This is a genomic window from Paenibacillus sp. FSL E2-8871 (assembly GCF_038000345.1).
Classification (GTDB): domain Bacteria; phylum Bacillota; class Bacilli; order Paenibacillales; family Paenibacillaceae; genus Paenibacillus_AQ.
The window spans coordinates 5,976,071-6,000,643 of the sequence record NZ_JBBOBV010000001.1 but is presented as its reverse complement, the minus strand read 5'-3'; the positions used below and the strand labels follow the sequence as shown (position 1 = coordinate 6,000,643).

Below are 24,573 nucleotides of genomic sequence, written 5' to 3'. Positions count from 1 at the left end.
CTATTAGATTATAGAGTTCCGGTAAAAGCGCTCAGGTTCATACCATAGGCTCTCACCGGAAAATAACCTTTTATTTAAACACTACGGTCTTATTTTGATGGACGAGGATCCGGTCTTCGATATGCCACTTCACCGCACGAGCCAGAACAACCCGCTCAATGGTGCGTCCAATCCGCTTCAGCTCGATGACATCATCACCGTGACTAACCCGCTGTACATCCTGTTCAATAATCGGGCCACCATCAAGCTCTTCTGTAACATAGTGAGCAGTTGCTCCAATAATCTTTACCCCGCGTTGGTACGCTTGAGCGTAAGGATTACCGCCAATAAAGGCCGGCAGGAAGGAGTGATGAATATTAATAATTTGGTGGCGATAGTGCTCAATAAACGACGGAGAGATAATCTGCATATACCGAGCCAGAATTATAACATCAATGTCGTCTCCGATGACCTCAAGCTGACGTTTTTCCGCCTCAGCCTTAGTATCAGCTGTAACTGGAATATGGTGAAAAGGAATGCCGAAGGACTCGACATACGATTTCATATCCAAATGGTTGCTCACGACGAGAGCGATGTCAGCTTCTAGATCACCAGCTTGCCACTGCCAGAGCAGCTCCACAAGACAATGGTCTTCTTTAGAGACAAATATGGCTAATCTTTTCTTATGACGAACATTGAAAATTTTCCAGTTCATCTTGAAACGTTCAGCCACCCCGCCGAACAAAGAACGGATCTCTTCCAGACGATCTCCTAATTCGGGAAGGTCAAACTCAACTCTCATGAAGAACATTCCGCCATCTGGATCCATTGTGTACTGATCCGATTGCACAATATTCGCGCCATGCTGATACAGAAAGTGTGATACAGCCGCCACGATTCCCGGTCCGTCAGGACAAGAAATGAGCATACGCGCCCGGTTGGAATAAGACTCAACACCTGACGAATTGTTTCTTTTTACGTGTAATTCCATGATCCTCATCCCATCCTCTCATCTACATGTGCAATCTGAAGTCTAACTTATGCGTGAACGAGCACTTACTTGCCTGCTAACCATGCAATCAAGCGATGATTAATGGCTTCCTCGCTCAATTGCGGGAACAGCTCGGCAGCGATGACTTCATCAAATAGACGCTCCAGCGGTTCACGTGGATCAGCTTTTTTAGCCTTGGCATCGTTCTTCAGCATCTCCCAGACATTAAGCACAAATTGACGGGAATCGATCTCCTTATTAGCAAAAAACTCACGCAGTTTTTCAACATCCTCTATAAACTCCGGTCCAAATCGTTCCGCTACGTTACCACGGAGCAAAGCAATCTCTACCTCATACATCGGACGCTGTTTCTTCGCATCTTTACCAACCCATGGCGTCTCAAGAATGAATGGCAGACCTGTCAATTTCTCATGATGGACGATTTTGTTAATCGTATCAAAACCGATCCAACCCGAACCAATTGGAGTGTGACGGTCTTTACCTGCTCCACATGGATTTTTGCTGTCATTGATATGGATAACCCCAAGACGATTCAAGCCGATAATCTCATCAAACTTGTTAAGAACGCCATCCAAATCATTAACGATATCATAGCCAGCATCATGAATGTGACAAGTATCAAGACATACGGACAAACGCTCGTTATGTTCAACCTTATCAATAATAGAAGCAATCTCCTCGAAGCTGCGCCCGATCTCTGTTCCCTTACCAGCCATAGTTTCTAGGGCGATATGAACTTCCGTTTCATTAGTTCCCCCAAGAACCTCATTAAGGCCATCTGCAATCCGCTGAATGCCGTATTCTGCATCCTTATCAGTGAATGCACCCGGATGTAATACGATATGCTTGACCTCAAGCGCATGCGTACGGCGAATTTCCTCTTGTAAGAAATCAACGGCCAACTGATACGTGTTCTCTTTATAGGAAGCGAGATTAATAATGTAAGGTGCGTGGACTACAATCTCCTCCACACCGTTTTCTTTCATTGCTTGCTTTCCTTCAACCGGATACATGGCATCAATCGGCTTGCGGCGCGTGTTCTGTGGCGCTCCTGTATATATCATAAATGAGCTGGAACCATACTCATTTGCTTCATTTGCTGCGGTCAAAAGACCCTTGTCCGAGCAAGACACGTGTGAACCTATTTTCAGCATACTTCTTCCCTCTTTCCTTCACGAATTACCCCCTATTCTACCGTGATCAGAAAAATAAATCTAGACAAGGTCAATATGCTGGGTTCTGCTTCGCAAAACTTTGGAAATAAGCTATACTTTAATATGAGATTAAATTATGTGAGAATACTCATTGCCAAAAGGTGGTGTATGCATGTCTATCCAATCAGGACTTGGTTTATTATCCGCAACACCGAGCAATTGGTTCATGAACTCTATCGCTTTCTGGACATTTATGCTGCTGGGTTCCATGTGTATCGGCGGTTTTTTTATGTTCCGGAAATTCCTAAAGGTGTTGCCAAAAGCTGATGGAAAATCAAAGCTGGACTGGCAAAATTACTGGGTAGAACGTAGCCGTTCACTCTGGAGTGATGAATCAAAAGCTTTCTTAGACCAGCTTGTTCAGCCTGTGCCCAGCCCTTTTCGCGATATCGCCAAACATTCCATTGCTGCCGAGATCGGTAAGATCGCTGTGGAAAGTAATGCAAAAGAGGTTACTCGTGATCACTGCATTAAAGGTTACATAGTCGCCACTCCGCGGCGTGACAATCGTTTCCTCGTCAATTTTCTCGAAAAGAATAAAATCGACTACTCTGCTTACCAGCATTTGTTTAAGTGATTGCTAATCAAATGTCGCGTTCAGAACGGAGGCCCACCTTATGAAATATGTGATATGTGGCGGCACCGGTTTTATTGGCAGCGAACTAGCAAAATACTGGCTACTAGCAGGCAATGAAGTTGCAATCGTCGGTCGCAATCTACCTAAGGCTGCACCTTATCATCCTAAGCTGAGTTACCACACATGGGACAGCCTTAACAACGATCAAGTGCCTATAGAAAATGCGGATGCCTTGGTCAATCTCGCTGGTGCTTCTCTTAGCCAGCGTTGGAGTCCAAGTGGTAAAAAGGCAATCATGCAATCCCGTCTTGCAACCGTTTCCGCTGCTGCTAAGCTACTCGACCGTTTGAAACACAAACCTTCTGTAGTCATTCAGGCGTCCGCTGTAGCTATTTACGGAACCTCTTTGCAAGATACCTTTAGTGAATCATCACCAGCCCATGTCATGGACTTCCCTTCAGAAGTGGTTAAGACCTGGGAAGAGGCTACTGATGAAGCATACAAGAATATCCGTATGATCAAGTTGCGTACTGGGGTTGTGCTCGGCAATGAAAGCGGTGCTTTCCCAAAAATGAAGCTACCTTCTTTACTGGGCTTTGGTGGTAATATCGGCGCGGGAAACCAGTGGGTATCCTGGATTCACCTGACGGATATCGTCCGTCTAATCGATTTTTGTATTCAGAATCCCACCATCGCCGGACCTGTTAATGCGACAGCACCACATCCGGTCACGAACGAAGAGTTCGGTAGAACGATCGGCAAAGTATACAAACGGCCGCATTGGTTCCCACTACCCGCCATCCTGTTAAAAACAGCAGTAGGTGAATTGTCTGAGATCTTGCTCAAAGGACAACGCGTTCTTCCATCGGCGGCATTAGAACATGGCTTTATCTTTACCTTCCCCACACTTCAAACCGCTTTAGAAGATTTGAAAAGCCAAAAATAGCAGAATTAACATTCTTTGCTTGTACTCTTCATCCCATGTGGAATGTGTACCTTCCTTTTACAATTTTAAATACGGTCCCCTCTGACAGCGGGTACTCTTTGTAAGGGATCATGGCTTCGCCTTGAAAAAGCGTTCCATTTCTGGAGTCGAGATCCTTAAGTATGTATCCGCTTGGGCTCCTAGATATCTCCGCATGTACTCTTGAAGCTCCTTCTGATCTTTCTACATACTGAGCTACTTCTGCCGATCGGCCAATGATAAAACTAGTTCGGTTTAACGCTATAGTTTCCGACTCTGCCTCTTCCTCATCGCTTCTTTTGAGATAAGGAACATTTCGAGCTAGCTTCTCATTTCGTTTGCCTTGCTCAGGTGTTTCCTCCCGTGATAATAAAGCGGTTGGGGCTATTGGACCTGGTGGTATTACAGAACTATCCTCCTCTTTCCTTGATTCAGATCGCACAGACGGAATGTTAGATAAAGGGTCGGATGGATGCTGATCTCCCTTTGGAATCGATGCTGCTGGACGCACAGGGGTCACAGGATTCCTACCGAAATCCCACTCCAGTTCTCTTCGATTCGGACTCCGGTTTGTATCTTCAGAATCCTCACTCGTATGTTCCTTTTCTTCGTCACTTCCAAACCTAATTCTTTCGCTCCATACCATCCAGCTAAAAGTAGCCAAGGCAATCGTTGCGATCCCACAAACGGCTAGCCATAACGGTTTTGGGTTATTCAAATATAGGAATTTCCATAATAATGCATCACCCAATAAGAAACCTAGAATAATATAGGTTCTTGAGCTTGAGGGTTGTGAATTCGTCAACTTATTATCGTCTGTAGACCGAAGAGACCTTTCCTCTTCTTTCACCCTAAGATTCGGACTGGAATAGCTATTTAACCACGGAGCTGAATTCTGCTGCGTACGCAGACCCTTATCCTCGTTCCGCTCACTCATTTTTTTCTGGGGAGCAGGTACCTCATTCACAAACAGTTCCCTTACTCTCTCTTGCATTCGTCTTTCAGGCTCTGCCGGACGTACTTCTGTCAACTTAGGTGATGTGTATGCCATTTCTGCGTTATTACTGAATTGTCCTCTACTAGAGTCGCCCTCTGTCAACAGCTCTGAGAGAAGACCCTTTAAGCCCGCTGGTGTAAATTCTTCTTCCCCACAGTATTGCAGTACTCTTTGAACACCACTCCCAGTAAGCTCTGTGATAGAAGCCATCATCACCATGATCAGCGATTTGAGGGACTCTCCCAGCCTAGAAGCAGGCTCATTCCCCTGAACAGGGATATAGGTGAGATATACCTTACCACTCTGCAATGATCCTTCAATAAAAATATAATCTTCATGCAAAGCATACTGATCCGCCCGAAGCATATATAACCTGCCATCTTCCATCCCTTGCGCAATTTGCAGAAGTAATCCAAAAAATGAGGTCATGCTCAACTTCTCACTTTTGAGCAAATGACTGAGCATTTTTTTACGCAGAACAGCATATTCCATCGTAACCTTTAAATCAATTTCCCTAAGCAACAACCTTAAATGATGAGGAATATCAGTGTTCATCAGCATACGAGCTTGAACCATATTAAGCTTACCCACCGGCATCCCTTCTGGTTCGCCAAGCATCATATATATACCGTCCTGCTGCATAAAGTCACGGGATAATCCGTACAACAAGCATCACCACCTCCTATTTTAAAAATAAAGATAAGCGCAAATGGTACCAGGGACTACAGCCAGCATAAAGGGAAATCTCAACAGCTCATTATCTTTATTTCTTAATAGGAATGAACTCTTCAATAATATAAATCCGGAAATTGTGTTAAAGATCTTACGCGTACGCCTGCCTGTCTCCCGTCTCTTTAAGACAATTAGCCAGCCTATCAAGGCCCCAAACAGTACGGAGTACATCACGACCTGCAATGTAAATAGCATTCCTGTCCACGCCCCAATCCCGGCAAAAAGCTTAACATCCCCTGCACCAACCGCCCCTATCAAATGCATAATTAGAAGCACTGCAAATCCTGCAGCGGCACCCACACCAGCCTTAAGCAGTCCATCCCAGCCGTTCATCAGCGCTTGAGCAAGCAGACCAGCAAGCAAGCCTGAGACAGTGATCCAGTTTGGTATTCTCATCGACTTTATATCCGTAATAAATGCAGCTGCCAGAAACGGCAGACATCCCCAGAAGGCCCACTCCGCCATGGATTACACTCCTTTCCCCTTCACTCATTTCACTACTGTGAACATCACCTCAATAGATCTACCGTCATCGAGCTGAATTACAAATGGCCACGAGCCCGGTGTGGTATTCACACCAATTTTCCACTCCCACTCGATATATCCGTCCGCATCCGCTTGTTTCCAGCCTAAATATTTAGCAGTGCTTCCCCCGCTTTTATAAAAAACGGATAAGCTAGCGGAAGCATTCGGCGGAATTTTAGCACGAACTTTGCCTTGCTTATTGGCTACAGCTGGATTCGGTTTCTCCAAAATCTTAATAAAATCCTCTGGTTGACCAGTGCCGTCAATGCCCTTATTTGTACCCTCTCCTGTATCCCCGATCCAAAGACGTTCAACAGCACTTGCCTCAAGTACAATGCGTTGGTTTAGAAAGGGAACCTTCATCGGCAGCTCATAGCTAACCACCAATCCAAAGTAAGGTCGGGTACCATTCTTTAACTCAGGCACGATAATGTTGGATACATGAATTCGATCATAATCCAGTAAGTCTGATGACAGATACGGCTTTAATAGGGGTTTTATCGCTAGATCCAGTACACTTTCTGAGGTCTCAGCCTGTAGCTTCTGCAGAGGTCCCTCGCCCTTCTCTAAAGCTGACATGACCCACTCATTCAGCGGCTTAGGTAATGACATTGCATAACTACTGCCCCAATCTGTAAGTGACAAGCGAGGAATCGTCCAATTCGATTCGGCTTGATTGCCAGCGGATAGGTCGGTGCCATCCTTCACTGGATTAGCGCCAGCTTCGCTTGTTGCTCCCCATTTCTGCACAGCCAAAGCTGCCGGGTACATATGCGTTGAAATAGATTTCACAGTATCAGATGCTGTGCTTTGTAAGGCTGTTGAATACAAGGTCATCTGTACGATAGAAATTAGGAACAAAACAAACAGTAGGAAGATCGGAAGTACCATCGCCGCTTCTACTACCATGCTGCCTTCTTCCTGCGTCTTCCTCCTAATCCGGTACCCGTCCCCCATATCCTTACCAACCTCCTGCTAGTATGAAAAATCAGCCTGCACTGCTCTCATATATGTACTGCCTTGCACTTCTCCAGAATACCCAGCGCTATAATCCAATAGCTTCACAATACCCGGTAGAAACCATAGTCGCATTCCAAGCTTAATATTCGATGAGACATACGTACTTCTTTCATCTGGATTTATTCCTGTGTTCAGTCGAATGAGAGCCAGCATCCGAGATAATTGAACATTCCCGCCTCCATGCAGCATCATGAACAGACGCAAATGATCACGATAAGTCAGCTGGGCCGGTAAATATTTAGACAGTGGTATGGAATCTTTCTCACAGAGTAACAACATATCCTGAATAGCTTGCTGGATCCCATACAACAGTGCTGCGGCCAGAACAGCCAATGGGTTTCCTAAACTTGCCTTCTCAATAAAACCTTCCATCGTTCGAATAGACAGCCGCATGGCAAATATTTCAGCATACGCTGCGGCTACATTTCCAGCGGGATTATGAAATCCATAAAGAATGTATTCCAGCTCTTGCGCTTGAGGATTAAGCTGGTCTGTAAGTTCGGCTGTGCCCTCAGAACCTTGTGCTAGAGTAGCTAACTTGGAAACATCAAAATGTTGAAAATAGAGAGCAGAATACTCCGTTTGAAAAAGTCTATCTCTAGCCCCTCCCATAATGCCACCCATCGTTGCATAGATTCCGTCCATATCCTCCATCGCCGAACTCCCAGCAGTATACGGGTTAGTGCTTACTTCAGATTTAACAAGTGGATCTGATACTAATTCCTTATTAAACGCAATATTCTCCTCGTAATATTGACGAAGTGTTTGATAGCTTTTCAGAGAATCTGTCACTCCGTTACCCATCATTCGAATCTTATCAAGCAATGCTTTCGCTTCACCCAGCTTCGATTTTGCTTCTCTCTCCAATTGCTTACGCTCTTTATCTGAGCTACGGTGCTGTTCGATTAAAGCCAAATCACTAACGATAATACTTCCCTTCTTACCGTAATTCTGTAGATAGTTATTCACTACGCGTGAAGCTTCAAGAACAGAAGAGATCATTTGATAGGAGTCACCATATTCACTCAAAGCTTCATACAGCACACCCGACATTCCTGTTACGATAGGTTCAATGGCCTCGTAAGAACTTTGCTGCATAGATATACTATTCTCCATCTGACTTAGATCAGTTGAGGAGAGAATCAGTGCATCTTCCTGCTCACGCAGCTTTTTAAGCGGGTCTGAGCTTATCTCTCCTGAGCTCGCCGGAATATCCCAGTCATTAGCAGGATCATTTGATAGATCCACCCCCTCCATTCGTGACTGTTCCAATATATTTCTCATCTCGTCATTCAATTGCTCTGCCTTCTTTAACGCTTTATTCGCTCCCTCCATTGTTCTTTCATGATCTTCACGAAAAGCTGTTAATAAGGCAGGAAGCCGCGATAACATTTCAGTAGTTCGACTCCGGTAGAGAGACAATTGATAAGTGTACTTTGCAGGCTTTTTACTATCACGATAAAGATCATCGTAATATTTCCCAAGATAGTCACTATACTGTGCAGGAATATCCGCCGCCGATTGCATACTTCCGAGTGAACTGGCAGAAATGGACTCTTCAGGCGGATTCATAATCCATTGAAGTAACCTTCTTCCACTCTCCGCAGCCAGGCTTCTCTGCTCTAACATAAGATCCAAAGCCTCTTCTCGCTCGTCATATAACGGCTGCAGCTTACTGAGTAGTTCAGTAGCCCGTGAGGCCTCTGCCATTACTCCTGACATCGGCTTGAATTTACCTGCCAATTCCAAAGCAAAATCCACCGGAGCCTTATACTTCATTTCCTCCAGTATTTGTCGACTCACAACATCATAGCTACCCAGCGGTCTGCTCCATTTCAAAGACGACGATTCCAAAGCGAAGGGTACAAGATTGAACGCGTCACTCCTACCACTTTTATGCATATTATCATTGAGTACCTGAGAAAGCAGCATATCCCCGTCACTCTCTCCAAAGGCAAATAAACCATACTTTTCTCGTAGCTCAACATCGTAAGATGACATTACAGAGCGAACGCTAGCCCTCGCTAAACGTTCCTCCTGAACATTGAAGGCAGCAATCCGCGCATAGTCAATCAGCACAGCGGTAAACAGAAAGACGAAAGCCAGCACCATAATTAAAAAAATTGAGACTGAACCTTCCGTTTTGCCCTTACCCTGCCTCTGTTTCTTTCGACTCTTACCGCTAACAAGGAAACTGGTAAAGATGCTCCTCATCAAAACCTCCCTCCTTATCCCTACCTTCAATAGATACAAGATCCATTAGTAAGGAAATATTCACTTATCCTGAAGCTTGGTCATCATCGCGGATGCATCCTTCTTCTCCATGTGGACTCCAGACCCGCTAGTACCCTCTGAACCTCCCTTGAACTTAGCCCCGAAGTAACGCATCAGGTCGACCGTACGGATAAACTCAACAGGCTCAGCGATGATAGATTGAGTTTTTACAGTTGGCTTTGCCTCATCAGACAAAACTTCATCAAGTACAGGTAAGTGCAGTAGACGATTTAATTCAGCACTTACTTTCCGTCCTGCAAGTGAATATGCGTAGTTCAAATTTCCCGGCATATTATTCGGAATCATAGAGGACGAATGTCTGAGTTTAAGCACTGGTAGATCACTTTCCTCTGACACTTCACCAGGTAGCTCTATTGTCGCGCCATCACTTCCAGCTTCTCCGCCGAATAAAGAGGCTAGCAAAGCATCGTCTCCAATTCTCCAATAAAGGGAGTCATACTCACCTGCAGCATAGGAGCCAGAAACCTCTTTGTGGCTGTTGTCCCAATTGTAAGCCGCACGCTCAGTAGCCCCTGAGGCCACTTGCAGGAGCATAGATTTCTGGTAGCTATACAAACAGAAGAACAGAAGAAGCATTGTAATACACATGACCATTGGTAGCAGAATTGAAGCTTCAATAGTAAAGCTGCCTCGATCGTCCTTAAGCTTTTTCACTCGAATACTTCCTGGCTCTTTTCTCCTGCAGTTTTAATCAAAGCCTCCACTACTTCCTGAATTTTGTCCTTAAACAAAAGAACGACCGCAATCAGCACTGCAATAATCAGAATCATTTCCAGTGTCCCCAGGCCTTCCTCGTCCTTCCAAAAATTCTTCACGCTACCCAACATTGTCGTCATCATTAGTTTCACCCTCCTACATTTTTAACATCATGAATGCTGGCGTTCCCACCAGTACAATTACTATTAAAAAGATAACTACCATCGGAAAGACTAGTTTAGAGGAAGCTTGCTCCCCTCGCGTTCGGCTGATAGCTTTCCGTTTATCCCACAGCATCCGCGAGAGATCGCGTAGCGATAACACAAAATCCGCTCCACCTCTGCGATAATTCAGAAGAACCGTCGTCGTGAACAACGATACCTCCTGCACTGCACATCTCTTGCTAAAATTCTCGAATGCCTGCTGAAATGAATACCCTCCTTCCCATTCACTGGTCATGATTCTAAGCTCCTTATACAATGGATGATTAACATCACCTCGGTGGCTCTCCACACAGCGGATAATCGCCCGTTGTACGGTCTCACCTGCTCCTACCAGCAATACAATGCTGTTCAGAAGTTCTGGTAGCTCAAGCATAATATTCTGCTCTCTCACCCTCACCTTTTTATGTAAATCACTCACCATAGCAGCTGGTAGAGCTACCGCCAAGAAAAAACCTAGAATCAGACCTGTCTGATCGCCGCTAAACCCTGTGATCAAACTTCCACCCACAAGCAGCAACCAACTGTAGCTAAGCATCTCACCCATGAACAACAGGGTTCGTTCTGCACTGTAACGCATCCCATAACTTCGCTGCAGGGAACGTTGAATCCTGAACATCAACGATGGAAAACGACTGACAATGCCGGTTTTCTCAATGAGCAGCAACAGCGGTTCACCCAGCTTCCGAAGTCGTAATCCTTCCATAGGAAGTTCTCTTAATCCGTCATATCTTTTTCCGCATTTAATTCGTAACAGAGCCCAGACAACAAGTAAAAATATAGTGACTACTGCACATAGCCATCGCATGATTTCATCCCCTTCACAGCGGAATGTCCATTATTTTAGTAGTCCAGAGATAACATAAAAACAAAGCTACTAATGCAAGCGTCGATATGGCTATACCCGCTCCTGTGTACATGGGCTGCATATAGTCTCCTGCAGTCAAACTCATAAAGATCACCATAATTAGTGGAGATATTAACAGCGCTTTCGCTTCGAATTTCTTCTGTGAAATGCTTACAGTAATATCTTGCTGAATATCCAGCTTCTCTCCAATAATCGTAGACGTACGGCGCACTACTTCTACCAGATCGCCGCCTGTACGTTTACATACAGTGAACACGTCAGCGAACCGCTCAATATCTTCCATTCCTGCTCTTTCACTGAAATCCCGAAGCGCTTCCTCCACTGGCTGACCGTATTCCATGCGCGTACAGATAATATTTAGCTCCGAGATCATATCGCCGCCCCCCTCCGGGTCCAGCATACGTAAGTCTTGGACCGCTTCCCGGAAAGCATTCTCGACAGATCGCCCTGCTGAGAGTGAGGAAGACAATGAAAATAACGTCTGTTTAAACTGTAAATTAAGCATACTCCGGCGTCTTTTCAGCAAATAATTACGCAGCATACGAGGTGCATACAGCCCACCTGGCATAAGTAGTAACGACAGTATCCAATGATGATAAAAAAGATATCCCACTCCAAACAGCAGCAAACCACCTACTGCAATAGCCAGAGTTTTCTGTACCAAGGTCAACTCGTATACCGTATATTCCGGCAATAATGAATGGCCTCTGGAATCAGCTTTCTTAGGTTTTCCAGCAGCAAACTTAATCTTAAGCACTACCTCTTCCCCCTTTTAGAATTCAGAATCCAGCCTGTGATAACGGGTAGGAGGTTACACCAGCCATTCTAAGCTTTGCTGTATGCATAAGCGGGTTTGCGCAAGAAACCAGCCCTCCTTGTACCCGTCCCTCTCGTTCACCGGACTCTCGAAATTCATATAGAGGATTCAAGACCACTTCTCCATCTTTCAGGCCTGCAACCTCACTAATCTCCATCACTCGCCTAGAACGATCACGGAGCCTGGACAAATGTACGAAAATATCAATCGCCGATGAGATCTGCTGACGAACAACCGTTACCGGCAGGTCCGCAGCACTTAACACCATCGTCTCCAGTCGACTGACCATATCGTGCGCGCTGTTACTATGCCCTGTGGACAAGCTTCCATCGTGCCCAGTGTTCATCGCCTGTAGCATATCGAGGCATTCCGCTCCCCGTACCTCACCCACAACAATTCGATTGGGTCTCATCCGCAGCGAAGAACGAATCAAATCTCGAATAGAAATCTCCCCCCTGCCTTCCGTATTCGCGTTCCTAGTCTCCAGGGAAACCAGATTTGGTACCGTTACAATCTGTAGCTCAGCAGAATCTTCTATTGTGATGACCCTCTCCTGTGAAGGGATAAACTGAGATAATGCATTTAGAAAGGTGGTCTTCCCCGAGCCCGTTCCCCCGCTTATAAAAATGTTGTATTTAGCAGCTACTAAGATTTGCAGTAGCTCTGCTGCTTCCAGGCTTAAAGCTTCACGGCTCACCAATTCATTCATCGTCATCGGCTTCTCCGGGAATTTACGTATGGTCATCGCTGGTCCCTTCAGTGAGACTGGCGGAAGTACAATATTCACACGGGATCCATCCTTCAACCGGGCATCAACGATAGGAGAGGAGTCATTTACTACCCTGTTAACACCGGATACTACCGTTTGGATAATGTCTTCCAGCCTGCTGCTGGACTCAAATTCCAAAGGAAGACGACGAATCTGACCCTCCTCTTCTATAAAAATCTCAGTATGACTATTGATCATAATCTCCGTGATCGCCGGATTATCCACTAATGGCTGAAGCACATCCAACCCTCGGAAGGAGTCAAATAGTCTCTTAACTAACTCATGCTTCTCCTGTGCTGTTAAGAAACGGAGGCTTTCACTTTCTAGAATCGTTCGTTCGATAAACCCAGTAAGTTCACGGTTTCCTACTGCAGAAGTCACATCAAGCCCTGCACGAATCTCACTACGCAGCGCCCTGAACATCTCCTCATTCATGGATATTCTTCCCTGTAAAAACTAATGGGAGTGCTGGCTCTACAATCCGCTTGCACAACTGCAAGATCTCCTGCTGAAATTGTGGAGAGTTCAAAAAGAGCTCCTCACGGTGTTGCAGCGTCCATGATGGGATAAAGGGACATACGCCTTCAATGATAATTCCTTCAGGAGGCACCCACTCTTCCAAACGATCCACTGCAAAATTCACTACAAATTTACTCTTGTCCATCACATGGGGGGACATGCCAGAGTTAGGAGCGGTGCAATGCGACAGCCATCTCATAGTCTTATACATGCTTACATCATCATTTTTCAGGACCCAAAGTAGAATCCCACTTCGCTGCAGCACAGCCTTCGCACGCTCTTCCTCGATGCTGCCGGTGTCCACAATAACAACATCAAAGTTTCTCTCCGCAACCAGCCGCTCTAACAAATCCAGCGTATCTTGCAAAGTCATCTGCAGCATTTCCTTCACATTAATAACTGGTCTGAAAGCAGCAGTTCGGAGGTGATCATATCTAATGAAGTATTGTCCTAATTCAATCGTATCCGCTTCATCCTTGTCTCGATTAGCCTTTATTTCATATAGCAGTCGCTCTAGTCCAGCCGTATGACCTGTAGGGATTCTGAGAAACAACCCACTGCTGTCTACACTCTCAAGGTTCAGATAAAACACCGAAAGGCCCATTTCACCAAGCTGCTTCGCCATATTCAATGCTATCGTTGTTTTGCCCATGTTGCCGCTAGCAGAGACAACCCCCAGCAACAGCGTTTCATCTAGCACAGAAGATCCTCTACCTCTCTGAACTTCACATAACTGGAGAAATGCTCCCAGGAGGGAAGGAAGCGCCTGATATTTGGCAATCATCACTCCCCCTCCCAGACTCTTAACACTCTTACCGAGATAACCTCCATCCTCACTCAAAACTGCCCATGGAACCGTGCTTTTCCCCTCTACTAGCCAAGCCTCAATAAAAGAAGAGTCCCCCACAACAGCATCCGGGATGTCCTCCCCCCTCATAAATTCGATAAAAGCATCCATTCGGCTAAAAGCCGTAATACGCAGCATTTCTCCGTACTCGCTGTGATGAAGATAGTGCAGTAATGGTTCGATATATTGACTTTCACGCACTGCGAGCACAATCCTTGCCGCCATGAAACCACGCTCCTTTCGATAAGAAGTAATCCATTATTTCCTCAAAAAAAGACAGCAAAAAAAAGCACCGACAATAACCGTGGATACGGTAATTGAACGGTGCTTCCGTTACTATTCCTTTAATTTACAGCTATAGTAGCATATATATAAGAAGGCAGCAATAAGTTTTTTCGCACACTAGCTGGATACTATACTCTCATCTTATCTTCGCGCCAGTTCTTAATGGCAGACCGAATATCGGCAGGGTTGAGCTTCTCCTTCACCGCCCGCTGACACAGTGCTGAAAACTCATCATCACCCGCATAACGTAGCGCTATAATTTGGGCTATTTCAAGCTCTGGGCTCAAAGCTTCGCCTGTCAGACGGAAATAGCGAAACTGCTCTTCCACTCTCACCACGCGGTCCTGATTTTTTGTCGCATATATACGAATTCTTGTAATCGCAATAAGTAAGCATAAGGACATACCGAATAACAGCAATGGTACCGTTAAAGCACCATCATCACGTATCTCTTGAACAGCATAAATCGCCGACCACACAAACAAAATTAGCGCAAGCGGCATCGTCACAAAATGAAAAGGCCAATCAAAACGCATAAATCCCTTGGGCTTGCCTTTATTCATAATTCATCTCCATATTTAATATGACTTGTAGAGCGCTTAAAGCTCCGTCTCGCCGGGAATAGCCACGATAAAGGGCTTGTTGTTCTCCCAGTTCAGCGACTTCCCTGATACTTTAGTCGTTGCATCCGCATTAACGATTCCGCAAATAATCTGACTTCCCCATACACTCGTATAATAATAGGCATAGGATGGGGCTAAAACAGGGGCTTTACCATATTCCTTTGCAATGGGGTGTCCGAATATCGCGGTAAAATCTTTTTTATCAGCCTCTTTCGAATTGTCCAGATCTGCTTCCCATACGACTGTTCTAATGTTGTCTTTAATCTCATAATACGATACAAAATGCCCATAGATTATGAAATATCCATCAGATCTGCCTTCAGGAAAATAATACGACATAGACAACGCTTCATTATCACCCGTTAATTGGGACGGTTCTCTTTCTTCAACCGGGAATTGTAAAGCAGCAATGCGGGAAACTACCAAGTCCCTACTATTATAATTCTGCACAAGCTTCGCATTTGCACGTTCCTGAACCCAGACAGTATTCGTAGTAGCATCTACCGTTACTCTTGCTCCAAGAGCTTCCGCAATAAATCTCAGCGGCACCGTAACTCTTCCATCCATGATGCTAGCAGGTGCATCCAGTTGTACAGATTCGGAGTTCTTCCACGCCGTTCGAGAACCCACAGCAAGCATAATCTTCATGGAGTCTCTAACGATCGTTACTTGCTTTGTACGGGCTTCCCACTGAATAGAAGTATTCTTGAAGCTCTCAAAAGCCTTCAGCGGAACCATCGTCTGTCCAGAGACGATTTGCACGCTATAATTCACGCTCGAATTATTCACCATTACCTTGAGCTTAGCATCTGCGGATACCGTTCCCATCGTACCTAAAGAAGCTAGCATAACTATTAATAGATAAAGCCCTGCCTTTCGCAACATCCCTTCGCCCCTCGCTAAATGTCCTTAATTATACCAAATTATGGTTACATTATAACATCTAGCCAAATCCCAGATTACAAAAATCTTTGATTAATCTCCGGTGTTGGGAGTAGACACTGCTCATCGCGCCCGAACCAACGGTAACGATTCCTTGCAACATAGCGGTAGAGGGTATTCCGTATTGGGCGCGGCACTATAATGAAGATATACGCAGCAGGCCAAGGCCATCTCAATCTACGTGCAATCCGCAGTACAGCAGCCGACTCTGTATAATACACACCGTTCTCCAGCAATACAACTGTGTTCAACTGCCCAGGTTGGAGTCCAGCCTCACTCATTAGCTTAGCGGCAATTTCACTTTGTAAAGGGGCGAATAGAAATTTAGCCTTGGGATCACGCGGGATGATGAAACGAATCAAACCTTGGCAAAGATGACACACCCCATCAATCAACACAATGGACTTATTTTGCATAATGTTCAGCTCCTCGTTCATAGCTCCCCCTCCCTATAAAGATAAGTGTATCGCATATTTTGGGTAAACAAAAACGCGGGATAGAATCCCGCGCCAACATGTACCGTTCTTTAATTATTCAGCAATTGCCTTTTCAATCCATTGATCACCGATCATTTGTCCTTCGAAATCAGCAGTGAATGCCTCCATGCATTTACAGATGAAATCTTTGCGGCAAATTGGACATGGAGTTTTAAGCAGGCGGCTGATGTTCGTCATTTTCCATTCCGGAAACCGATTATAAAACGCACGGCACTCCGTTCCATCAGCAAGCTTGATAATGAACTCGTACAATCCTTCCTTATCGTTGCTGCTGGCTTTGGTCACATTCGTAATATTCGGTCTGTAAGACATCTTCATCACCCATTATTTAAATTTTTGGTTGTAAATTGCACACGCAACATATTCTCAGATACTTAGACATATTAAAGAATTTTAAGAGTGATGTCAACCAAAGACGCCTAACACGGAGGCTATTTATTGCTCTTTTCTGATCAACGCCTTTATTCAGTCATTATTTCCATAAAATATATACAGATACATTTAATTTATAATCATTCATTTTGCTGTGATTTGATAAACCGAATGGGCGTTAATGGTTCATAGAATTTTCTTATTTGGCTCACCCTCATAAATAGTGTACAATTAAATTGCGATAAATTAAAATTGGGAATTACAAAGGAGGTGGCATCCATGAGTATTTATGATTTTGAGGTCAACACTCTTCGGGGTGCAGAAGAATCATTGTCCAAGTACAAAGGTAAAGTACTCCTTGTTGTGAATACAGCTAGCAAATGTGGGTTTACGCCTCAGTATAAAGGGCTTCAGGAAGTGTACGAGAAATTTAAGGATCGTGGATTCGAAGTACTTGGTTTCCCAAGCAATCAGTTTGCTGGCCAAGAGCCTGGCGAAAGTGATGAAATTGCAGAATACTGCGAGATTAACTATGGGGTAACTTTTCCAATGTTCGATAAGATTGATGTAAAAGGTGATGAAGCACACCCATTATTCAAATACTTATCAAAGGAAGCACCTGGTGTTCTAGGTTCAAAAAGCGTGAAATGGAATTTCACCAAGTTCCTGGTGGATCAAGAAGGCCGTGTCCTTAAGCGTTTTGCTCCTAAAACTACTCCTCAGCAGATCGAATCCTATATCTCCAAGCTTCTGAAATAATCCATTCAATAAGAAATTTTAAAAAAGGATACTGGCCACATCACTCAGCCCACTAGGTGATATGCGGTCAGTATCCTTTTTGTCATTAATCATGATATCGTGATAAATCCCCCTCCTAACCCCTTTGGAATAATTTATAATATTGATGAAAAAAAATTACTGGGAGGGTCAAGCAATGGTTGAACTGCGTGATTTGCCAGAACTTCATGTTATCGGTTGGACAAATGTTAATGCCTCTGGAGAGCCTTATCCGAATCTTTGGGAATTTGTTTTTGGCGAGTTAGATATTGATGCTAAATTTGACTCCATCCCCTCAAAAGTTCAAGACAGCGGTTGTTATCTGGGTCTATTTCAGAATCGTACATCCGTACCCCGATTGTGGGAACAAGCTGCTTGGGATCATGAGTTCTTCCTTGCGGTCGAAGTGAAACAGCTCGGCTTCATTCCTGAAGGGCTTGTGCAGAAGACCTTTCCAGCATCAACCTATGCTATATTTACGGCAAACGGGGTGCCTCACTCGGCTTTTCAGGCCACTTGTAATCATATAAATAATGAATGGCTACCGCATTCCGAATATAATTTCAATCCTGATGGTGTCTTCTTCGTACAATATACGGAAAATTCCGGACCGGATGATGAGCGATTCGAAGCCTATTTATGCGTCCCTATCGCGAAAAAGCAGGATTTTCCGAAAGCTCGTTAAACACACAAAAAAGAAGCCTTGCATCGCAAGGCTTCTTCCGTCATTCTGTATGCGGTAGAGAGGACTCGAACCTCCACGGGTATACACCCACTACCCCCTCAAGATAGCGTGTCTGCCATTCCACCACTACCGCGCGGTGAGATAAAACATAAAACTTTGTTTGAGGTCAACATTCATTATTATAAATGTACATCCCCGAAATGTAAAGGCGTTGATTTAAGAATTTTCGTCGGCCCATTTCTGCTTACGATATTCAGTGAATGCTAGGTATTCTTTAATGAATTCCTTTTCCTCTGGAAGCAATTCATTCGTTCGATCTTCATTCAACTTCGCTTCTCCGAAATCATAGTCCTCATTGCTCTCTTTCAATATTTCAGATGTATTTCTACCTAAAATAAGCCAGTCCAGACTTACATGAAAAAAAGCGCCGATCTCAATTAATTTATGTGTTCCCGGAGTAGATTTGCCCCGCTTCCAATCTCCCATATTACCTGTGCTTATATTTAACTGCTCGCAGAATGATTTCTTGGTGAGACCTTTTTGCTTAATTAAGTACTCTATACGTTCGTATATGGTCTGCATCCGTAAACCGCCCTTCACAAAAAAATAAAAAAAGACTTATTTAAGTAATTTACTATTGCAAAATAACGCAAAAAAGTATATAATTGGTGTTACTATGTATTATCCGATTATATCATATGGCTAGAGTGACGATAAGAGGCGCTCAGGTGACAAGTGTCTGATGTAATGCCGTCTGACCCCCTTAATTAACATGTCATCCCGAAGGATCTCTAGGAGGGAGCGGTGACTTTTGTCAAAATGCTTATCATCTTCCATTATCCATTCACTTGAATATCTGCCGCACAATGCAGTGGTCATCAACAGCCAAGGAGTTATCCATTTCACCAACAGGAAGTGGAAAGCATTTAGTCATGAATATGGCCTCTCCCCTCACAAACAATGGATTGGAGCTTATTATTCGGAGCTTCTGCAAGATGTGATTATCGATTCCGATCAATGGGCCAAGCTTTATGATTCGGTGAAAATTATACTCCGCAGAGAGCAACAGATTTATACCTCTGAGTTCATCATACAAACCGCCTATAAAGGGACGCGAATCTTTCGTTTGGAAATCTATCCGCTGCTCTCTGATTATTACCTAGAAGCTGCTTTTATAATTTCTCTATATGATTTGGGTGTATTTATAGAAGGAACTAAGATGTCGGGGATCACAAGCATCTGTTCGACATGTCAGCCAACACAAGAGTTAATCCCCATCTGCGCTTCCTGCAAATCCATTCGAAATTCTAAGGATGAATGGATCAACATTGAACATTTTTTAAAACATCAGCTTTCTTTGCAATTCACCCATGATATTTGCCCAGACTGTGTCAGACAGCTCTACCCCCAATATGCAAGAGCCTTCAAGAACTAATCAACTTGTCTAACCCTATAAAAAAAAGTAAGAAAACCTCTGCGAAGCAAAGGATTTCTTACTTTTTATTTGTATGCGGTAGAGAGGACTCGAACCTCCACGGGTATACACCCACTACCCCCTCAAGATAGCGTGTCTGCCATTCCACCACTACCGCATAATATGACCCGTATGGGATTCGAACCCATGTTACCTCCGTGAAAGGGAGGTGTCTTAACCCCTTGACCAACGGGCCTTAGCAAGGTTGTCTAACGTGACAACAAAAATTATGATACCAGAAATAATAAGACATGGCAAGCACTTTTTTTTCACACCACTTCAGCCTGTAGCATTCTTCGATTCTTCAATCATCTCTATCCATCTCTATATTCCAATCAGATCTAATTCTGACCTTTATCTCCTCATATTGTTCCCTGGAGTGCTGTGTATCTCATGAACATAAAGAAGCTTCCTTCTAGGACCATGATCCTCGTAACGAATAAGTTCAATAGAAAAATTCACGCCGCAAGACCGTTATAATAAGACATATCTCCTTGATGTGTAAACGAAAGTATAGCTGTCTGTGTAAGAACGAGAGATATTAAGGAGGCTGCTAGATTGGATATAACATTTGTCTCATTGGTACATACAAAAAAAACTTATTCCCAACCGATAAACGGAAGGAGAATAAGCTGTAAGCTGTTCATTTTTTCCCTTTTAATTCTTTAATCTGCATCATATGATGCCGGTCATGCGATATAAAATCCTTTAAATAGGACTCAAAGGAAAACCTTCCGTCAACATATTTCCCCGAGTATTTCCCCTCTTCAAGGTTACTTATACAATTTAATAGTAAGTTACGATACTTCATAGTCAATTCTATTAATTCATCTTTGGTTTTTGTCTTACCATATGTAACAGCATCATTATTGAATTGATCGTAATCAATAAGTTGAAGTGTTATCGCTTTATCACATGCTATCGGTTCTATCGTCGATTCATAGAAGTATTTATCCCATAAAATAATATGACTAACAACATCATGAATTGTCCATTTTCCTTCAGCGATGGGTGTTTTCCAATCTAAATCAATAATTTCTAGAACAAATCCATTCCATTCCTTAAACTGATTTAGCAAGTCTGATCTGTTATTCATTTACATATCTCCTTTTTTATCATCATAATCCCAGAATAACTCTTTCTAAAAAGATTACATCATTTGATTTCATTGAATGTTGTAACAACCTTGCCAATAAGAACATCTCTTCACTATCAGCTGCGCCCACTAATAGACTATGACCAAGTTCATCTCTGACAGTAATGTTAATTTCGTGTTGCTTTAAGCTAATAGTTCCAACCTCTTTGGAACTCAACTTACTAGTAACTCGCTTTACAAAAACCGAAGCTGTCATTCCAAGAGCTTATTTTTTATATATGTAATCGATAAACCCTTGCCGTATCCATTCGCCTTCAAACTTTCTTTCAAGCACTCGATCTTCTTTATATATTAATTGCATATCAGAAAACATAGAGTCCGCCTCATCATAATCATAATAAGAGTGAATTACTAATTCATCATCTTCCATTTGCTCATACTGATGTTCTCCTAAATCAACTCCGTCACCGACTCGAAAATCCTTGATAGTTAAAAAATTAACAAATAATAAGCCACCAGGTTTTAGCACCCGTTTCAATTCATTTATTGCTTCTTTCACATCTTGTTTTTTCATATGAAAAATAGAATTATACGAATACACAAAACTCATCGACTCATCGTTTAATGCCAACTGTCTCATGTCACCCTGATATATATTTAAATTCTGCCCTCTTTCTGCTGCGAACTGATTAGCTCTGTTCATTTGTTCAACATTCATCTCTATTCCATATGTAGCGTATCCATAATTCGCAAACAAACTTAGTGGAGGAGTATCCCCTCCTGCCCCACAATCTAATATGGTCTTTTCCATGCCACTTTCATTACATAAAGCCAAAAATCTGTACAAGGGTATTTGTTTAAAAAGCTCCATGTTTGTTTCGCTCCTTTGATTTTAGGTTAATCCTTTCTCAAACCACCTTACTCATAACTAAGATCCTTCTTGTAGTAAAAGTGTTTACTTCCAAGCGGAGCATCTTCGATAGTTGCAATTACTTTATATCCATACTTCATATAAAATTCGGGCGCTTGAAAACTGAATGTATCTAATTTTATAAAAGTACATTTTTTTGCTCTTGCAACTTTCTCTGCTTCTTCCAATAATCTTTTCCCGTAACCTTGACTACGATAGTTATCATCCACCCACAAAACACCAATTTCCATCCAATTCCAACATATCGCACTGTTGATACCGGCAACAATATCTCCGTTATCATCCTTCAAGCATAAATTTACCTCCTCATAGATGCCATTTGGTACTTGTTTAGAATTAAATTCAATAAGTTTTTTTCTGACATAATCTGTTTCTTCATTTGTGCTATAAAGTATCTTAGGATTAATCGACATAAGTTCCTCCTGATGGTTTATCTCTTTCATTGAATCCCCGCAGTTCCAAAAGTCTCATTTATAACTTTCTCGTACTCATCCCATTTAAAATAAAAAGGCCCAACATCAATAGCTTTATTGCTGGGTTCCCGTTTGAAATCTCTCCATATGATAAGATCCTCTTCTTTCTCAATAAATACCGATATAAAGCCACACTCTTCATCTCCACACCAAGGGCAGACTAGTATTGGGTATCTGTAGTACATATATTCATGCATTTGGTTTAATAAAAAATAGTTAATCATTTTCCTTTGATGCTCTTCACTCCCCCACCCGAGGGATGGAACCATGTCATGTCTTTTCAGCATTTGATAAAGAGACCTGCCATCAATTATTATGTCAGCAAATTTGGTATTTTTATTTCCTTCTTGATCCGGATCTAAACTATCATATCTACTTGAAGGTTTAGTTTGTAATTGATTTATAGTTTTCATGTTCCCTCCGTTAAATTTCTTTCAGTAATATGAATGTTGCGTTAGCTGATATAGCTGGATTCATGAAACTTAACAAGTAAACATTCGCCTTTCCCACTCTATTCTCCTTCCAAAATATTGAATTTGATCACTGATAATTCAGATTAAAAAAGACAAATCACACATCCGCGTGATCTGCCCCCAATACTTCCACTAATCCATATATGTCGCATTTAGCCACTGCAAAATAATTTTACACAACAAAAAAAGAGCCCCCATAATGGAAGCTCTTCTTATGTAATTCAGAACGGAGAGAGTGGGATTCGAACCCACGCACCGCTTACGCAGTCTAACCCCTTAGCAGAGGGTCCCCTTATAGCCACTTGGGTATCTCTCCATAAAAATGGCTCCCCGAACAGGACTCGAACCTGTGACAACTCGATTAACAGTCGAGTGCTCTACCAACTGAGCTATCAGGGAACATTAGAAGTAAATTAGAAGTGAACATGAATTAATTTATCATGATTTCAAGGTCTAGTCAAGCAGGTAAAATAATTTTTGTGATCGTTTTCAAATTCATGCATTATTTCTGCCATTAGCTAGATTTAAGAGGGGATTAATCACCCCCTTTGTTTATACGTAACACCATTCCCCGTCTTGCGGAAGCTGTACTCGATCCTGTAGCTCCTCCTTCTCCAAGTGAGCTTTTAGCTTATCCCGGGTAACAAGGCAATGGTTGATGGCGTCCATGTGTACAGCGATCAACTTAGTAGAAGAAGCATATTCGCATAAGTCTACGACATCCTGCTCATTCATTGTGATATGACCTCCGGTTAAAAACTGCGCTCCACCAGCATTAACGATCGTCACCTCAGGTTTAAAGGCATCGAGTGCAATCTTCACCTCATCACAACAAATCGTGTCTCCTGCCAAATACACAACTGGTTCGTTTTCCGCCTGAAAGACAAACCCGGATACCTTCCCCATCAGCTTGCCAATCTCTCCGGTTCCATGCTGTCCACCGGTACGTGTTATAGTTACTCCTTGGAATGTCAGCTTATCGGCGATTTCCGAGACGTTCTCAAATCCCTGCTCTACTAGGGTATCCCTGTCCCCCTCCTGACAAAATAACGGTAGATTATGCGGCAGCAAGGAAACGGCAGCGACATCCCAATGATCCTGATGAAGATGTGTGATAAGAATTGCATTAGGACTCAGCCATTGTTCTACGGCTCCCGGCAAAGGAACGAGCGGATTGCGGCGATCATTTTCAGTATTTAAAATAGGTGGATTAGCACCTTGCTCACTCAACATAGGATCAATTAAAAATGTACTACCACCATACTCTAGCCATAGGGTCGCGTTGCGAATATGCTGTATTTTCATCGGAAGCCCTTCTTTCTTTCAGATATCTTCTGCTACAATTAATTATAGTTGGACCTTGAAACAGAATACATTGAGATTGGAAAGAGATTGGCCTGTTCTACTTTCACGCAGAAAGGATTTTAAATAATGACGAGTTCTTATTCCATAGATGATGTGGATTTTCGCATCTTACAGCTTCTAATTGATGATTCCACGATCAGTCATAGAGACATTGGGCAGCAAGTGCATATGACAGGCCAAGCTGTGGGCGCACGTATTCGCAAAATGCAGGACACCGGAGTGATTGAAGGCTACACCGTCCGCTGGAATCCAGATAAAGTTGGTGAGGCGATCAATGCCTTTATAACGGTCTTTCTAGGTTCGAATACGGTACATCCAGCCTTTCAAACATTCGCAAAGCAGCATGACAGCGTAAAAGAAATGCATCGCGTCAGTGGAGAAGGCTGCTATTGGATACGTGTTCGTACGGGAAGCCAAGAGGATTTGAATAACTTTCTCGACGAGCTGCTAAAGTTCGGAAATTACAGAGTCAATTTATCGATGGGGAAGCTTAAATAAGGCTGTATCGCCTATGAGGCCGCTATCGGA

28 protein-coding genes and 5 tRNA genes are annotated in these 24,573 nt (G+C 43.3%); 6 read left to right on the top strand and 27 right to left on the bottom strand.

Annotation, left to right across the window (positions count from 1 at the left end):
• Nucleotides 1-70: 70 nt before the first annotated feature.
• The gene (purU, locus tag NYE25_RS26960) at nt 71-970 is read right to left on the bottom strand and encodes a formyltetrahydrofolate deformylase (RefSeq protein ID WP_042193405.1); all 900 of its coding nucleotides are present in this window, start codon (nt 968-970) and stop codon (nt 71-73) included.
• A gap of 65 nt (nt 971-1,035) precedes the next feature.
• Nucleotides 1,036-2,145 (bottom strand): deoxyribonuclease IV, encoded by a 1,110-nt coding sequence (locus NYE25_RS26955; protein WP_341127367.1) that lies wholly within the window; start codon nt 2,143-2,145, stop codon nt 1,036-1,038.
• Nucleotides 2,146-2,317: 172 nt separating this feature from the next.
• Here NYE25_RS26955 and NYE25_RS26950 point away from each other — a divergent pair, with 172 nt between their 5' ends.
• Nucleotides 2,318-2,782, top strand: a complete 465-nt coding sequence (locus NYE25_RS26950) for a DUF2621 domain-containing protein (RefSeq protein ID WP_042124904.1) — start codon at nt 2,318-2,320, stop codon at nt 2,780-2,782.
• A gap of 40 nt (nt 2,783-2,822) precedes the next feature.
• The gene (locus NYE25_RS26945) at nt 2,823-3,728 is read left to right on the top strand and encodes a TIGR01777 family oxidoreductase (protein WP_341147298.1); all 906 of its coding nucleotides are present in this window, start codon (nt 2,823-2,825) and stop codon (nt 3,726-3,728) included.
• A gap of 28 nt (nt 3,729-3,756) precedes the next feature.
• On the opposite strand, the gene NYE25_RS26940 is transcribed toward NYE25_RS26945, so the two are convergent.
• The 14 genes from NYE25_RS26940 to NYE25_RS26875 all read right to left on the bottom strand — a co-directional run bounded on the left by NYE25_RS26940 (nt 3,757) and on the right by NYE25_RS26875 (nt 16,711).
• Complete coding sequence (locus NYE25_RS26940) at nt 3,757-5,412, bottom strand: DUF6382 domain-containing protein (RefSeq protein WP_341147297.1); 1,656 nt, start codon at nt 5,410-5,412, stop codon at nt 3,757-3,759.
• 18 nt (nt 5,413-5,430) lie between these two features.
• Nucleotides 5,431-5,940, bottom strand: a complete 510-nt coding sequence (locus NYE25_RS26935; protein ID WP_341147296.1) for an A24 family peptidase — start codon at nt 5,938-5,940, stop codon at nt 5,431-5,433.
• A gap of 24 nt (nt 5,941-5,964) precedes the next feature.
• The gene (locus NYE25_RS26930; RefSeq protein ID WP_341147295.1) at nt 5,965-6,957 is read right to left on the bottom strand and encodes a TadE/TadG family type IV pilus assembly protein; all 993 of its coding nucleotides are present in this window, start codon (nt 6,955-6,957) and stop codon (nt 5,965-5,967) included.
• An 18-nt stretch (nt 6,958-6,975) separates the two neighbouring features.
• On the bottom strand, nt 6,976-9,234 hold the full coding sequence (locus tag NYE25_RS26925) for a hypothetical protein (RefSeq protein WP_341147294.1): 2,259 nt from the start codon (nt 9,232-9,234) through the stop codon (nt 6,976-6,978).
• 60 nt (nt 9,235-9,294) lie between these two features.
• The gene (locus NYE25_RS26920; protein WP_339245629.1) at nt 9,295-9,969 is read right to left on the bottom strand and encodes a TadE family protein; all 675 of its coding nucleotides are present in this window, start codon (nt 9,967-9,969) and stop codon (nt 9,295-9,297) included.
• On the bottom strand, nt 9,966-10,154 hold the full coding sequence (locus NYE25_RS26915; protein ID WP_042185540.1) for a Flp1 family type IVb pilin: 189 nt from the start codon (nt 10,152-10,154) through the stop codon (nt 9,966-9,968). Before NYE25_RS26915 ends, NYE25_RS26920 begins: the two co-directional genes overlap by 4 nt.
• A 13-nt stretch (nt 10,155-10,167) precedes the next feature.
• Nucleotides 10,168-11,043 (bottom strand): type II secretion system F family protein, encoded by an 876-nt coding sequence (locus NYE25_RS26910; RefSeq protein WP_042185538.1) that lies wholly within the window; start codon nt 11,041-11,043, stop codon nt 10,168-10,170.
• A 10-nt stretch (nt 11,044-11,053) separates the two neighbouring features.
• The gene (locus NYE25_RS26905) at nt 11,054-11,857 is read right to left on the bottom strand and encodes a type II secretion system F family protein (protein ID WP_445667155.1); all 804 of its coding nucleotides are present in this window, start codon (nt 11,855-11,857) and stop codon (nt 11,054-11,056) included.
• 22 nt (nt 11,858-11,879) lie between these two features.
• Nucleotides 11,880-13,121, bottom strand: a complete 1,242-nt coding sequence (locus NYE25_RS26900) for a CpaF family protein (RefSeq protein ID WP_341147293.1) — start codon at nt 13,119-13,121, stop codon at nt 11,880-11,882.
• Nucleotides 13,114-14,277: a hypothetical protein gene (locus tag NYE25_RS26895; protein ID WP_341147292.1), complete on the bottom strand. Its 1,164-nt coding sequence runs from the start codon at nt 14,275-14,277 to the stop codon at nt 13,114-13,116. The genes NYE25_RS26900 and NYE25_RS26895 overlap by 8 nt, the downstream gene beginning before the upstream one ends.
• A gap of 188 nt (nt 14,278-14,465) precedes the next feature.
• Entirely contained in the window at nt 14,466-14,900 is a 435-nt protein-coding gene (locus NYE25_RS26890) for a DUF6526 family protein (RefSeq protein WP_341147291.1), read from the bottom strand.
• A gap of 36 nt (nt 14,901-14,936) precedes the next feature.
• Nucleotides 14,937-15,845 carry a copper amine oxidase N-terminal domain-containing protein gene (locus NYE25_RS26885; protein ID WP_341147290.1) on the bottom strand — a complete coding sequence of 303 codons (909 nt, stop codon included), beginning with the start codon at nt 15,843-15,845 and terminating at the stop codon, nt 14,937-14,939.
• Between the two features lie 74 nt (nt 15,846-15,919).
• A complete protein-coding gene (locus NYE25_RS26880; protein ID WP_341147289.1) occupies nt 15,920-16,339 on the bottom strand; it encodes a thiol-disulfide oxidoreductase DCC family protein in 420 nt (139 codons plus the stop codon).
• 93 nt (nt 16,340-16,432) lie between these two features.
• Nucleotides 16,433-16,711 (bottom strand): hypothetical protein, encoded by a 279-nt coding sequence (locus NYE25_RS26875; RefSeq protein ID WP_042124803.1) that lies wholly within the window; start codon nt 16,709-16,711, stop codon nt 16,433-16,435.
• A 339-nt stretch (nt 16,712-17,050) separates the two neighbouring features.
• Between NYE25_RS26875 and NYE25_RS26870 the strand changes: the two genes are divergently transcribed.
• Nucleotides 17,051-17,530 carry a glutathione peroxidase gene (locus NYE25_RS26870; RefSeq protein ID WP_341147288.1) on the top strand — a complete coding sequence of 160 codons (480 nt, stop codon included), beginning with the start codon at nt 17,051-17,053 and terminating at the stop codon, nt 17,528-17,530.
• A gap of 175 nt (nt 17,531-17,705) precedes the next feature.
• Nucleotides 17,706-18,233, top strand: a complete 528-nt coding sequence (locus tag NYE25_RS26865; protein ID WP_341147287.1) for a GyrI-like domain-containing protein — start codon at nt 17,706-17,708, stop codon at nt 18,231-18,233.
• 50 nt (nt 18,234-18,283) lie between these two features.
• On the opposite strand, the gene NYE25_RS26860 is transcribed toward NYE25_RS26865, so the two are convergent.
• Both NYE25_RS26860 and NYE25_RS26855 read right to left on the bottom strand, forming a co-directional pair.
• A tRNA-Leu gene (locus NYE25_RS26860) sits at nt 18,284-18,366 on the bottom strand.
• A gap of 83 nt (nt 18,367-18,449) precedes the next feature.
• Nucleotides 18,450-18,815, bottom strand: a complete 366-nt coding sequence (locus NYE25_RS26855) for a helix-turn-helix domain-containing protein (RefSeq protein ID WP_149645200.1) — start codon at nt 18,813-18,815, stop codon at nt 18,450-18,452.
• Nucleotides 18,816-19,044: 229 nt separating this feature from the next.
• Between NYE25_RS26855 and NYE25_RS26850 the strand changes: the two genes are divergently transcribed.
• A complete protein-coding gene (locus NYE25_RS26850; protein ID WP_341049802.1) occupies nt 19,045-19,668 on the top strand; it encodes a hypothetical protein in 624 nt (207 codons plus the stop codon).
• Between the two features lie 74 nt (nt 19,669-19,742).
• On the opposite strand, the gene NYE25_RS26845 is transcribed toward NYE25_RS26850, so the two are convergent.
• From NYE25_RS26845 to NYE25_RS26805, 9 genes are all read right to left on the bottom strand, one after another.
• Nucleotides 19,743-19,825, bottom strand: a tRNA-Leu gene (locus NYE25_RS26845).
• 6 nt (nt 19,826-19,831) lie between these two features.
• Nucleotides 19,832-19,903 (bottom strand) — tRNA-Glu (locus NYE25_RS26840).
• Between the two features lie 447 nt (nt 19,904-20,350).
• The gene (locus tag NYE25_RS26835) at nt 20,351-20,803 is read right to left on the bottom strand and encodes a DinB family protein (RefSeq protein ID WP_341147286.1); all 453 of its coding nucleotides are present in this window, start codon (nt 20,801-20,803) and stop codon (nt 20,351-20,353) included.
• 265 nt (nt 20,804-21,068) lie between these two features.
• Complete coding sequence (locus tag NYE25_RS26830) at nt 21,069-21,674, bottom strand: class I SAM-dependent methyltransferase (protein WP_341147285.1); 606 nt, start codon at nt 21,672-21,674, stop codon at nt 21,069-21,071.
• Between the two features lie 47 nt (nt 21,675-21,721).
• On the bottom strand, nt 21,722-22,147 hold the full coding sequence (locus tag NYE25_RS26825; RefSeq protein WP_341147284.1) for a GNAT family N-acetyltransferase: 426 nt from the start codon (nt 22,145-22,147) through the stop codon (nt 21,722-21,724).
• A 26-nt stretch (nt 22,148-22,173) separates the two neighbouring features.
• The gene (locus NYE25_RS26820) at nt 22,174-22,620 is read right to left on the bottom strand and encodes an oxidoreductase (protein WP_341147283.1); all 447 of its coding nucleotides are present in this window, start codon (nt 22,618-22,620) and stop codon (nt 22,174-22,176) included.
• 287 nt (nt 22,621-22,907) lie between these two features.
• Nucleotides 22,908-22,996: transfer RNA gene (locus NYE25_RS26815), tRNA-Ser, on the bottom strand.
• Nucleotides 22,997-23,003: 7 nt separating this feature from the next.
• Nucleotides 23,004-23,079: transfer RNA gene (locus NYE25_RS26810), tRNA-Asn, on the bottom strand.
• Between the two features lie 153 nt (nt 23,080-23,232).
• The gene (locus NYE25_RS26805; RefSeq protein WP_341147282.1) at nt 23,233-23,985 is read right to left on the bottom strand and encodes an MBL fold metallo-hydrolase; all 753 of its coding nucleotides are present in this window, start codon (nt 23,983-23,985) and stop codon (nt 23,233-23,235) included.
• A gap of 126 nt (nt 23,986-24,111) precedes the next feature.
• On the opposite strand from NYE25_RS26805, the gene NYE25_RS26800 reads away from it, so the two are divergent.
• On the top strand, nt 24,112-24,543 hold the full coding sequence (locus NYE25_RS26800; protein ID WP_149645207.1) for an Lrp/AsnC family transcriptional regulator: 432 nt from the start codon (nt 24,112-24,114) through the stop codon (nt 24,541-24,543).
• The last annotated feature ends 30 nt before the right edge of the window (nt 24,544-24,573 follow it).